Here is a 13772-nt window from a genome sequence, read left to right on the forward strand (position 1 = left end):
TATCTAAAATACAGCAGAAATATTCACAAAATATTTTTTAATATTAGATAGATAATTGCTACATGAGTTTAGTTTTATGAAACCAATATTTAAATTTTATTAAATCAATATATAGTTATAATTTTAAAAATTATGTAGGGTAGTATTTCTTCAAAAATCTCGGGGTATTCTATCCTAGAATTATCAAGGGAGTGCAATCTATATCTTTTTTATATACATTATGATATATTTGCATGTATTTTCTAAGTCAATTGATTAACTAATATATTTTAGATTCATCAATAGTGAAAAACAATAGCAGATATTTTGTCATTATCAAATTTGAAGAACTTTTTAAATTCAACACTCTATCTTATTCTATATTACTATATATTTATTTTTCTAAAATTTAGTTTAAAATTAAACAATTATTATAATACTAAATATTAATTGATTACCAAATGCCTTATGCTGGATCTCCTGAATGATATTAGCTTGGGATTCGATAATATATACTATCATTATTAGAGTAATGATACGCTCACAAGATGTGTAGCGTGCCTTTAATCTAGGATATGATCCTAGATAAATAAATATATAGTATGGTTAACATATAATTACGTAATAGGAGGCATTATAAGATCATGCCGTTTATCAGTACCGTAATATTTTCTTAAAAATCTTAATTAGAAAGAAATCAGTTATTGCTGTTTACAATTCTAGTATATAATATAAAAGATTGAAAATAGTCAAATATTCTGTATTTATTAACAGAAGGTTTGGCATTGTGGTACTGTTTTATCATATAAATTATGATAGATTATAAAATGTATTAAATAAAATTCAAGCGTGACATATTCACTGGGAATAACATAAATTTAATAAAAGTTTTGCTGCCAGCATATTATATCGTTTTATTTGAGCATGCAGCACATAATAAACAATAGGTCGCAATATAGCACAGCTATCAAAGCTTACCTGCTTAGAACTACAAAATATTATTAAATAATATATGACATCTTATAGCTCATAGAATATCATTAAAAATATTGTGATTTTAATCACTTGATATGATTCTGAAATAATTAACTATCAATAACATCTTGATTTTCTATAACTAGTAACTTTTGCTGATATGCTATTTTCTGTACATATACCCCTTTGATAAGCACCCAATATTTTTATTTATTAAAACATATGTTATATTAAGAATACAAATGTTTAAAGATTTAAATAATCTTATTTTATCTTTAAAAAGTACTTGGTTAAATCATCCGCTAGTCATTCCTCATTAGCAAGAATTATGATAAGATCTAACTATTAAGAGATATCGCTGATGCTATAAGTTTTACTAGGACTATCTATCACAGTCTTGGTAATTTAAGATATTAGCTGCAAATAGCTTATCATTATATTTCATTTATCATGTTACTATTGTAAGTCTTTGTGCACATCTTTTTATATCTTGATTTATAAATACTCAGGAATGAATGCGAACAAACAAAAACTATATCATAAGTTTAAGTATAGTTAATATGCTATTTATAGTTAGTGCTCTGATATAGAGATAAACATGATCCCCATGTTATAAATGATCATTAATAACCAGAAGATCAAAACATGCAAAGATCTACTGATCTATATCATAATAATTGTGATATACATGCATATTATAACAATTATAATTATTTGAGGATACTGCTATACGAAGAAACATTAGTAATGTCTCTTTTATTTTTATTATCAGCAGTAATTTTAAAATATAGATAATAACATTATCAAAATTAAATTTTTACTAAAAGTTCTTTTTTGAATAGAGTCCTAGTGATAATAATACCTTTCTTAGAGCCGTGTGAAAAGTATATGATCATTATTTGATGGACTTTAATTCTGTAAAAGATAGCTATGCTATGCTACAAAATAGCGTAGTAAACTATAGTTATCTCGTGATATGCAAAATGATATTTTTATATCATATCAAAAGAATATGTATATGCTATACAAAAGAAAAATAAAATTCAGGAAATTCTTCTTTATATTCAGATTGTCGCATATTAGTAATCCTATTAAGAAGCAATATAATGTTACGTATGAAAATAAATTCAAATCTAATATAACCATATACTAAAATTAATATAATAAACTATATCTGCAATTAATTTTTGACTATTACAATAATAAATGGGTTGTAGACACATAAGGATAGTACTTATCCTTATTAAAAAAATCTGCCAAAAATATTTGCTTCTGTCATGATTTCCAGAAAATCTATAACCCCTCAGGGGTCATTATAGAGTATCGCAAAATTTTTAAGCAAGGCTTGCTAATTTAAGATACTATCTCTGTAATTAGAGATAGTATGAATACTTGTTAAACCTAAATTATTACTAGTATAGTGATGTGTGCGTGTTAGCAAAATAATTTTCAACAAAATACTTAATCAGTAATTAATCATAAATGATCAATAATCATCATGAAAAATATAGTGCTTTTTTACAAAATGAGACGGCAACCATAGAACTGAGTGCCATACTAGCCACTATATGTTGTAATAGTGCGACCGTTATTTATTTATATGGTAGTCTAGGTTCAGGCAAGACAACCTTTAGTCGAGGATTTTTGCATAAATTAGGCTATCAGGGAAATGTAAAAAGTCCTACATATACTTTAGTAGAGCATTATGAGCTAGCACTGATAAACGTATACCATTTTGATCTTTATCGTTTATCTCATCCAGAAGAACTAGAATTTATCGGGGTTCGTGACTACTTTGATCATAACGCCATTCATCTGATCGAATGGCCACAACAGGGAGAAGGTTTTCTGCCTCAACCAGACATTAGCTTGCATCTCTCTTATAAAAACAAAGGACGTTATGCCAAGATTATATCATATACAATTCATGGTGGATGTATTTTAAAGAAGTTTAAGGGGGCAACAAGGTTGTTGTATGCATGTCTAAGTTAATCTGTACGGCAATATGGTTAGGAGTAGCTGGATTACTACTCCCTAAAATAGGAAATGCTGCACAAATCATAAATATTCATGTGTTAAACGAAGAAAATATAGCGCGAATAAGACTAACTTTTAACGGTCCACCAAAATATAATTATTCTTTGCTAGCCAATTTACATAAAATGATAGTCAATATCAACAACACTAAAAAAAATATAAGAGGGCTGCCTATTACTTTTACTGGCAAGAATATATTAAGATCTATTCACCTCGCTCATATCCTAAAACATAATAATGTTCAGCTTATTTTTGATCTAAACCACAAAACAAAAGTAATATCATCTTATCAAAGAAATAGTGTTTTATTTATTATAAAAAATTATGCTCCCATAGCAAAAAAAAATGATTCATTACATGAATCACATATCTCTTCTACACACCATTCTAAAATTAGAACTTTGGGTATAACCACTAAACAAAGATCTCGATTATTTGATTCAACTAAACTTACAATAATAACTAAAAATAAAAATAGAGGTATAATATCTAAGCTACGCAGAAGTTACCACGATAATCATAGAATTGTAGTAGCCATTGATGCAGGTCACGGCGGAGAAGATCCTGGTGCCATCGGACATGATGGTTTATATGAAAAGCATGTTACGTTGGCAATCGCTAAACGTCTAAAAAATTTAATGAAAACAGATAGAATATTCCAACCGGTTCTTATACGTACCGGAGACTATTTTTTATCGGTAATGGGGCGCTCTGAAACAGCGAGAAAACAACAAGCTAATCTTCTCATTTCTATACATTCTGATGCGGCACCAAATCGTAGAGCTTCAGGATCCTCAGTATGGTTATTATCAGACCGTCGTGCAAATAATGAAATGGCAAGCTGGTTGAGCAAACATAGCAAGAAATATGAATTACTTGGCGGTGCTGGTCATGTATTAACCAAAAATAGTCATGACAAATACTTTAGTCACGCTGTTCTCGATTTGCAATTTGTTCACTCACAACGCGTAGGATCTGAGATAGCAATGCAGATTATTCAGCAACTAAAGTCAATTGGTAATCTACACAAAAGACATCCGGAACACGCAAGCTTAGGAATTCTGAGTTCCCTAGATATCCCTTCTCTGCTGATAGAAACTGGTTTTATCAGCAATATAGGAGAAGAACGTTTATTAGGAAGTGCTGTCTATCAAGAAAAAATTGCTAAGGCTATCTACACAGGAGTACGTAATTACTTTGTTGCACACTTGCACCAAAGTAGTTATAAGATATATAAACGAGCAAAGATCTGAGTATGATTAGCTTACTATGGGCAAAATTATTGGTCTAAAGTGTAACCTATTATAACAAAATTTAAATCGAAAAATTATTTAATAAACATAATGTAATTTAGGTCGTAACATAATCTAATATAGATATATTTTGGGTATTACAGGCTGTAAAGAGACTGCAACTAGAAAAGTATGCAGCAAAAAAATTATTTTTAAAAGAAATTTCTTGGTTCTGTAGATACAGATATTGAGCGTAATTATATACGAGAGAGTTAAATAATATACGTATTCAAGAGATCTTACTTATTTAAAGCTTGCTCATTAAAGGAATCTGGTGTTAGCAAAAAACTGGTAAGATACTTTTCTTTATTAGTTAAAAGAGTAATAAAAATAATACTACAGATAGTTTGTAGAAACGTAAATATTACTATTGGAATAGATTTTAAAAAGACGAATCATGAATAAAATAACGATCATGGATAAGATAGATCTTAAAAAGATGAGCGTGTATATTAGCAGTTCATCCTTATTAAGTAAAACATTTAGTAGCAGATGATCTTGAAGAGATTATGAGACTAGTATTTTGTCGAGTAGTTATCATGGGTATAACCATCAAATCAATATTATATCTAAAACCATAATCCTTGCTCATATCTCATAATAATAAGGATGTGGTATATAAAGCTCTAGGAAAATATACATGGAATATAATGGTACAACAAGCTCCTATCCCCTTTCGTACTCTAAAAAGTTAAAGTATTTAATCTCCATAACACTCTATTAAACTATACATTTGTGGGCATGAAAAAATGAGTGTAGAACAATTAGTTCACTAATCCTCTTATCCATATTATCCTATTTTTAACTTAGTATCTAACTCTACCAGCATTTATAATCTTACGAGAGCAACTCATCCTGTAAAAAATCAGATATATTAAAATTCAGTAGTACTATCTTAACTTGTAGTACTGCATTATTAGATAATATAATTTTTACATGCAAAATAAATAAATAGATTAAAGTATGTATGGTTTTTAATAGATATACCATAAGATACCCTAACTCATTGAAAAATAATAAGGTTATCTTATTTTAGTATTATAAGTAATAAAATAAAGCACCATATTAGACAGATGGGTATGATCCGTCTTAACTAAATAGTGATTACTAGTATGCTTAGGTATATAATTTAGTATTGATATAAATTAAGAGTACTTTAACTGCTATCCAGCTTAGCACGAATTGCGTGTTATTCGTGGAAACTAGTCTAGTATTTTTACATTAGGTGAGATTTATCTGGGAATCAACAGTCTTGTGCCATACCTACGAACACTTCAGAATAAAAAACAAAATACTCCCCGCTAGGAAAAGTGATATATTAAATTCTTGGGATAAATACGTTCAACAAAATACTTGTATATAAAACCGTACAAATTTATCATTGATCTAATAAAATATATCTTTCTATATATAAAACATTATTCTTGTAGAGAGAAAGCATACTAAATATTTAAGAAGATTGCTCAAAATATTGCGCAGTATGATTCAGAGTTATAAGTATATTTTATAACTATTTGCTCGAAAATACTAAGATATTTCAACAGAAATGCCCCCTCGCATTATCCCTGAGATAGAGATAATATTTTTCCTAGTCGGTATTTTAATCAAATTATGTATTTCGCAAGCTAGGCATAATGAACTATAATTTTAGTATATATGTAGTGTAAATAAAATAATAATATAACACAGTTATTACTAAGCACCACAGATCTCAGATCTATAAAGATTTCTGATACGATTTATACCTAATTTCGGATCTAATTAGATAAAGAACAAAAAACTGCACGGAAAAGATAATAATTTAGGTTTTTTATTACATGAATGGGAGAAAGATACTATATCTGATCTCCACTTATTACTATCAAATTACACTAATTAGATATGATTCCTTATCTCTTATATTTTATATCTCATTGAAACAACTTCAATCTATTATAGTGAAGATCAGGATGTAGTTAGTTACAATCCTAGTTAAAAGGATTAGTCAAAAAACAAGTTGATAGCCGTACAATTATTTAGGTTAGCTCAAGAAACGATGCTCTGACTGCAGTAAAAATACTAAATTCTAAGTTATTATATCCTATAGATTTAAAACAAAAGCTCGCTTTGGTTAAAGTAATATTTACTAAGAGATAAATCAAAAATATTTATGACGAGAAACACAAATAACAACAACCCTCCTGCTATTTTTATGATGGGACCTACAGCCTCCGGTAAAACTGCTCTAGCTATGGAAATCAGCAAGCATGTACCTGTTGAACTGATAAGCGTTGATTCAGCCATCATATACCGTGGAATGAATATCGGTACTTCTAAGCCAACCAAGCAGGAATTAGCAGAGGTACCTCAGAGACTTATTAACATTCGAGATCCTAAAGAAAGTTATTCCGCCGCTGATTTTCGTTTGGATGCACTACGTGAAATGGCTGCGATTACCTCAGAAGGCAAAATACCGTTGCTAGTTGGCGGGACAATGCTTTACTTTAAAACATTGCTGAAAGGAATCTCACCATTACCCGCCGCAAATCTGCAAATTCGCTCCCAAATAAAAAGTTGGATTCAATCTAAAGGCTGTAATATAGTACATCGTCAGTTACAATATATAGATCCAGAATCTGCATTTAAGATTCATTCAAATGATCCACAGAGACTTACTCGAGCACTAGAAGTTTTCCTTATTTCGGGTAAAACCCTAACACAGCTTACGAGAAATTTATGCGAAAATCTACCTTATAATGTCTATCAATTTGCACTTGCTCCCGTGACACGGGAGCTATTACACAGAAGAATTGCCCTAAGATTTGAAAAGATGATAGCAGATGGTTTTGAGAACGAAGTCAGAAATCTATTGAAGCGTTATGATTTACATAGAGAATTAAATTCCTTGCGCTGTATCGGTTACCGTCAAATGTTGTCGTATATATCAGAAGAAATAGATTATAATGATATGGTGTACCGTATACTTTGTGCAACGCGTCAATTAGCTAAACGTCAGATGACTTGGTTGCGTAGTTGGGAATCCGTGGAGTGGCTAGACAGTGACAAACCTGCACAAATGATAGGCAGAATTAAACATATTATTTTCAATAAAAGTAACAGAAACTAATCATTATCAAATATTATGATGACTTGTCGTAGTATGTAATACGAATTAATATAGAATACCACTAAAATCTAAATATTATTATTTTAGTAATATATGCTCTAAAAGAGCAGCACTCTTTTTAAGACTTTTTAAGAGTAGATAATAAATATTTTATGATAAACAGAAGAAATATAAACTACTAAAATTATATCTATTTCTACAGAGTATTTTATGAGATTTTTGTTCTTTTATTTAAAGTTACGAAAATATATGTTTATAAAGAAACTGAATAAATAATTTTTTATTGTTAATAAAAAGAGCTAACCTAATTTTTTAAGTGCAGAAATATATCATATGTCAGATATTTTCTATTGCTATATATAGAATTTATAATTTTTAAGACGCATCTAGATAAAAATCTAAAATTTTTTCTGTTATAAAGTACTATTACCTTGATCTACCACTTTATAATTACACTTATCACATATTCTCGATCTAGAAGAAATAGTATAGCTTTTATGCATTTGACTGAAGGTAATACTACCTAAATTATATTACATAATCAGTTGCGCTGTCTGTACCAGAAAAATTAGCGGTTGTGGAAAAATACCAAACAGCACCAGAGAGATTCCAGAAAGCAGCACCACACATCCACCGGGAGTAAGCGCCCAGTTATGCGGCGTGTCACGAGCCAGCATTTCAGGCGCATGTAGATACATACTCACGGACACTCTTAAGTAAGAGTATAGACCAATTGTACTACCCAACACAACAGTTCCGGTTAACCACCATAAATGTGCATTTATGCCTACAAAAATAATGTAGAACTTTCCTATAAAGCCAATCATCATTGGGATACCAGCAAGAGACAACATTGAAACTGTCATCAATGTAGACAAAATAGGTTTGTGCCAGAATAGACCTCGGTATGAAAAAAGAGATTCTGTATCGGGACCGCTATATGGACTAGACATCAGGCTCACAATTCCAAAAGAAGACAAGCTCGCGAGCAAATAAGAGATCAAATATACACCAACTGCTTCAAGGGAAATTTGCTGGCTTTGCACAGCAATAAGTGTTACTAATAAATATCCTAGATGAGCTACAGAAGAGTAACCTAGTAAGCGCTTAATATTTTTCTGGGTGATTGCCATCAGATTACCAAAAAGAATAGAACAAATTGCAATTACCCCTATAACTAGCCGAATATTCTCGCTTTTAGTTACAGGAAAAGATATAAAAAAACGCATAAATGCTGAAAATATAGCAATTTTAGTAGCAGTGGCTAAAAAGGTCAGAACTGGTGCTGGAGCACCTTGATACACATCTGGGGTCCACAGATGGAACGGGAAAAGGGAAAGCTTAAACCCAAAACTAACTAGCATTAATCCCAAGCTAACTAATATTATAGGATCATTTAGCATGATAGGATCAGTCATGCACTTACTTAGACCAACAAAAGATAAATCACCAAATTTGGCATAAAGTAACGCCATACCAAACATTAAAAAAGAAGAAGCTGCACCTGACATAATAGTGTACTTAATAGCCGCTTCAAAAGAACGTTGCTGCCGGTAAATATAACCAATAAGACCAAATAACGGAAGTGATATTAGTTCAATACCAATGAATAGCGCCGCCAGATGGTTAGCGCACGCGAGGATGATTCCTCCTAAGGTTGCTATTATAAGCAACAAATAGAACTCATCACGATTATCTGGATATCCTTCTAACCACAAATAGGCAAAAGTACTGGTTGCAAGACTCGAGATCAAGACCATACCAATATAAAGAATGGAGAAATAATCAATACGAAATAACGGAGTTATTATTAAATCACCATCATTTATAAAGATAATTTTTTTTACAAAATAAAGTGAACAAAAAGCTAGAGTAAGTCCGATCATTGTAGTTGTTGCATTGAAGAAATGATTACGTTGCCAAGCAATTCGCAACGTAATAATTAGTACCGTTGATACAAGAATTAGTGGTGGTAATAAAGCTATCAGATGTTGAAGATTTATCATTTTTAATTACAGCCTTATATTCAAGTGTGCGGCATTATCAAACCATGCTTGCATATTCCTCATTCCAGAACTGGATGTATCTATAATTGGCTGAGGATAAATTCCTAGAAATACTAACAGGGACACTAGTAGTATAATTATGAATAGCTCGCGTACACTCATACCAGCTAATATTTTTTCAGATTTTGATTTACCGTAGTAAGTACGCTGTATCATACTTAACGAATAGATAGAAGCAAATACAAGACCGAAAGTTGAGATAATAGTGATCATTGGTACTTTTTTAAAATTGCCTAACAAAATCATGAATTCACCGATAAAATTACCAGTACCCGGCATACTTAAGGTTGCTGCTGCAAAAAAAAGAGATAGCGCAGGAAGATATTTAATCCGTCCCCATAATCCTCCCATAAGACGCATGTCACGAGTATGCAGTCGCTCATACAACTGACCAGAGATAATAAACATGCCTGAGGCAGATATCCCGTGAGAAATCATCTGAATAACAGCTCCATAATATGCCAGTTGATCTCCAGAATATATGGCAATCAACACAAAACCCATATGTGAAACCGAAGTATATGCAATTAGACGCTTAATATCAGTCTGAGTAAATGCAATCAATGCTCCGTAGAAGATGCCTATGACACCTAACCACATTGCAATAGGTGCAAAATCTTGAGATGCTTCAGGGAATAAAGGTAGACTAAAGCGCATTAGACCATAAGCTGCAGTTTTCAATAATATACCAGATAAGTCAACAGATCCTGCTGTTGGTGCTTGGCTATGTGCATCTGGCAACCATCCGTGCAATGGAACAATCGGCATTTTTACTGCGAAAGCTATAAAAAATCCTAACATTAACAGGTACTGAATTTTATGATCCATAGGAGTATTCAGCAAATTCTCATAGTTAAAAGTCCAGAAACCTGATATATTATACTGAATAAATACTAGTCCAAAAATTGCAATTAGCATGACTAATCCACTGGACTGAGTATAAATAAAAAACTTGTTTGCTGCGCTAATGCGCGTTTTACCATCAGATCCTTTATGTCCCCAAAGTGCGATTAAGAAATACATCGGCACCAACATCATTTCCCAGAAAAAAAAGAACAAGAAGAGATCTATAGCCAGGAATACACCTGTAACCCCCCCCAAAATCCAAAGTAGATTCAGATGGAAAAAACCCTGATACTTTTTTATTTCATTCCAGGAGCAAAGAATAGAGAGTATACCTAGCAAGCCAGTCAGTACGACCATAAGTAATGATAGGCCATCTAATGCAAGATGAAATTCAATACCAAATCGTGGAATCCATGGTATAGAGAACTCTGATTGCCACTGTGGAATACCCTTGACATGAGTCAAAAAATAGCAACCCTGCCACCACAGTTGTAGGGAAAGCAATAATGTTATAGACATTGCTATCAACGCGATCCAGCGTGGAGCTTTAGCACCGAACCGCTCGCTCTGCCAACTCAGAACACCACCGATAAACGGGATAAGAATTAGCGAAGGTAATAGCATGGAGTTTATGTCCCTTTTAAATTGAGTGATATAAAATGTATATTTAATAAGAGTTATGATGTATTTAGATATTCAAGATCTTTTATTTATTAAATAATAAAAGAGATAATAATATTATGATAGACCCTATACACATCGATGCTATATACCAACGTAATTTACCGTTTTCTAGCAATGAGAGACAACGATTACACCAACAAGAAAAAAATACTAATATATTCATGAAGCTGTTTAAGGGGTCGTACTTCAATAGGTTAGCCCCCATTTTAAATGGCTTAATAAATATTAAGTTGTATAAGAAGTCAAAACCCCAAGCATGAAACCATATTGTTGATAATAACCGAGCCGGAATACTATGTAGTAAAAGAGTAAAGCTCTTAGTTTTACTGAGGTACAAAAAGATGGCAAGCATTATACCAATAATAGATAAAATACCGGAAATAATTGATAATGTCACCATCCCTACTTTTTCAACATGTTCTTCAGGCAAAACTCCTGATAATTGAGGTTTAATTAAAGCACCAATAAAAGTTGACATAAATATCAGTACTATCAAAGGGAAGTTATGTGAAATACCTGTTCTAACATATACAGTGCTTTTTGTTTCACCATAAAAAATAAGAAAAATCATACGGAAAGTATATAGAGACGTCAGGAACGCACCAAATAAACCTATGAGCATAAGATTAAGATGGCCAGAAGCCATGGCTCCCCACAGGATTTCATCTTTGCTATAGAAACCAGAACTAAAAATTGGTAACGCTGATAGCGAACTACCACCCACCAGGAAGCAAGTATATATAAGAGGCAGAGATTTGCGCAATCCACCCATTTTTAATATATTCTGTTCATGATTACAAGCCATAATGACCGAACCAGAAGATAGAAACAATAACCCTTTAAAAAAGGAATGTGTGATTAAGTGAAAAATTGCAGCACTCCATGCCTGAACTCCAAGAGCTAGAAACATATAGCCAATCTGACTCATGGTGGAGTAAGCTAAAATACGTTTAATATTAGTTTGCACTAAAGCTGCAAAACCGGACATAAGCAACGTCACCCCGCCGATCATGCCTACCAGATTTAATACTTCTGGAGCCATTAAGAATAATCCATTCATACGAGCAATGAGATAAACACCAGCAGTAACCATTGTTGCGGCGTGTATCAGTGCGGATACAGGTGTTGGACCAACCATAGCATCGGCTAGCCAAGTTTGCAATGGCAGCTGCGCAGATTTACCGACAGCTCCACACAGCAGCATCAACGTTGCATATGTTATTTCCGGGGAACCAACTACAAATTTCTGCGGGGCTAGAATAATTATTTTATGTATATTTAAAGTTCCTAGTTCTTTATAAAGTAAGAATAATCCAATTGCCAGAAAGACGTCACCGATGCGCGTTATTATAAATGCTTTCATTGCAGCGGCACCGTTATCCGGGTTATTATAGTAGAACCCAATCAACATGTAGCTACACAAACCTACCGCTTCCCATCCTACATACATAAGCAATAGGTTATCGGCGAGAATCAAGAGCACCATGCTAGCAATAAATAGGTTAGTGTAAGCGAAGAAACGTGAATAACCTTCTTGACCTCGCATATACCAAGATGCAAACATATGGATTAAAAAACCTACACTGATTACTACAGACAACATGGTTAGCGATAGAGCGTCAATAGTTAACGTGATTGGAATATTAACCTCTCCTACGGATATCCAGTTCCAAAGATACTGATTAAATACTTGAACGCCGCTCTCTTTTTGTCTTAAAAAATCTAATCCTATATAAAAGGTCACCAACGCTGCTAAACCTATAGAACCTACCCCGAAAAAAGATGAAGTGCATTCTCGCCAACGACCATCGGAAAACGCCAAAAATAAAAAACTTATTAATGGTAGCAATATAGTTACATAGAGTAGGTTCATCCGCGCATCTCACTAACAGAATCAATATTCATTGTATGGCGACGACGCTGTAATTGCAATAACAGAGCCAACCCAATGCTGGCATCCGCGGCTGCTATACTAATAGCAAAAATATACATTACTTGACCATCTGCTTGCTTCCAGTAATTTCCTGCTGCTACGAAGGCTAAAGCAGCCGCGTTAATCATGATTTCTAAACTGATAAGCATAAACAGTAAATTACGTCGGGACATCAAACCAATAAACCCCAGAAGAAACAAGATCGCTGCTAGAATTAAAACATCCTGTAACGGAATCATCCTAAATCCTCCGATTTTTTATTTTTAACTGAAATTATTTTAAGTTCATTGGTATACAATTTTTTTACTTTATTAAAATCTTCTCCCTGTTTACGCTCGCGACCAAGATGGAACGCTACAACTAAACCTGCTAGTAAGAGCATAGACATTATCTCAACTGCCAGCAAATAATGATGAAAGAGGGCTATACCTACTTCTTTTACGTCAATAATATTCCTTTTGATGGCATGATCTTGCAAACTTGTAATAGCGTAAACCATTATAGTTAAAAAGATAGTAGATAAGACAATAGGTCCTCTATAGTTGGCAAGCTTGAGACATGAACGCTCCTGTTCTGCAACACATTCCCCTAGATTAAGCATCATGACAACAAAAACAAATAAAACCATAATAGCACCGGCATAAACTATTATTTCAAATGCTCCTGCGAAATAAGCACCAAGAGAAAAAAATACTGCAGACACCGCAAGCAATGATATAACAAGATACAGTAAGGCATGAATCGGATTATTATGAGATATCACTAGAACCGTTGATACTACAGCAACTAGCGATGCCATATAAAATACAAATTCCATACTTAATTCCTTGGTTATCTGTAGATCAATAGTTGAC

7 protein-coding genes and 1 pseudogene are annotated in these 13772 nt (G+C 32.7%); 3 read left to right on the top strand and 5 right to left on the bottom strand.

Going from position 1 to position 13772, the window contains the following annotated elements; translation table 11 throughout:
• The first annotated feature begins 2452 nt into the window (after nucleotides 1–2452).
• The 3 genes and pseudogenes from tsaE to miaA all read left to right on the top strand — a co-directional run bounded on the left by tsaE (nucleotide 2453) and on the right by miaA (nucleotide 7389).
• A pseudogene (gene tsaE / locus KTT71_RS02435) lies at nucleotides 2453–2946 on the top strand (tRNA (adenosine(37)-N6)-threonylcarbamoyltransferase complex ATPase subunit type 1 TsaE).
• A complete protein-coding gene (locus KTT71_RS02440; protein ID WP_216782280.1) occupies nucleotides 2934–4244 on the top strand; it encodes an N-acetylmuramoyl-L-alanine amidase in 1311 nt (436 codons plus the stop codon). The pseudogene tsaE and the gene KTT71_RS02440 overlap by 13 nt, the downstream one beginning before the upstream one ends.
• A gap of 2188 nt (nucleotides 4245–6432) precedes the next feature.
• Nucleotides 6433–7389, top strand: a complete 957-nt coding sequence (gene miaA, locus KTT71_RS02445; protein WP_216782281.1) for a tRNA (adenosine(37)-N6)-dimethylallyltransferase MiaA — start codon at nucleotides 6433–6435, stop codon at nucleotides 7387–7389.
• A gap of 533 nt (nucleotides 7390–7922) precedes the next feature.
• Here miaA and nuoN read toward each other — a convergent pair.
• The 5 genes from nuoN to nuoJ form a co-directional block, all read right to left on the bottom strand.
• The gene (nuoN, locus tag KTT71_RS02450; RefSeq protein ID WP_216782282.1) at nucleotides 7923–9395 is read right to left on the bottom strand and encodes an NADH-quinone oxidoreductase subunit NuoN; all 1473 of its coding nucleotides are present in this window, start codon (nucleotides 9393–9395) and stop codon (nucleotides 7923–7925) included.
• 6 nt (nucleotides 9396–9401) lie between these two features.
• Complete coding sequence (gene nuoM, locus KTT71_RS02455; protein WP_216782283.1) at nucleotides 9402–10925, bottom strand: NADH-quinone oxidoreductase subunit M; 1524 nt, start codon at nucleotides 10923–10925, stop codon at nucleotides 9402–9404.
• 82 nt (nucleotides 10926–11007) lie between these two features.
• On the bottom strand, nucleotides 11008–12858 hold the full coding sequence (gene nuoL, locus KTT71_RS02460) for an NADH-quinone oxidoreductase subunit L (RefSeq protein WP_216782284.1): 1851 nt from the start codon (nucleotides 12856–12858) through the stop codon (nucleotides 11008–11010).
• Nucleotides 12855–13157 carry an NADH-quinone oxidoreductase subunit NuoK gene (gene nuoK / locus KTT71_RS02465; protein ID WP_216782285.1) on the bottom strand — a complete coding sequence of 101 codons (303 nt, stop codon included), beginning with the start codon at nucleotides 13155–13157 and terminating at the stop codon, nucleotides 12855–12857. The genes nuoL and nuoK overlap by 4 nt, the downstream gene beginning before the upstream one ends.
• A complete protein-coding gene (nuoJ, locus tag KTT71_RS02470) occupies nucleotides 13154–13735 on the bottom strand; it encodes an NADH-quinone oxidoreductase subunit J (RefSeq protein WP_216782286.1) in 582 nt (193 codons plus the stop codon). The genes nuoK and nuoJ overlap by 4 nt, the downstream gene beginning before the upstream one ends.
• Nucleotides 13736–13772 lie beyond the last annotated feature (37 nt).

Origin of the sequence: Candidatus Profftia tarda, from assembly GCF_904848675.1 — a bacterium.
GTDB classification, from domain to species: Bacteria; Pseudomonadota; Gammaproteobacteria; order Enterobacterales; family Enterobacteriaceae; genus Profftia; species Profftia tarda.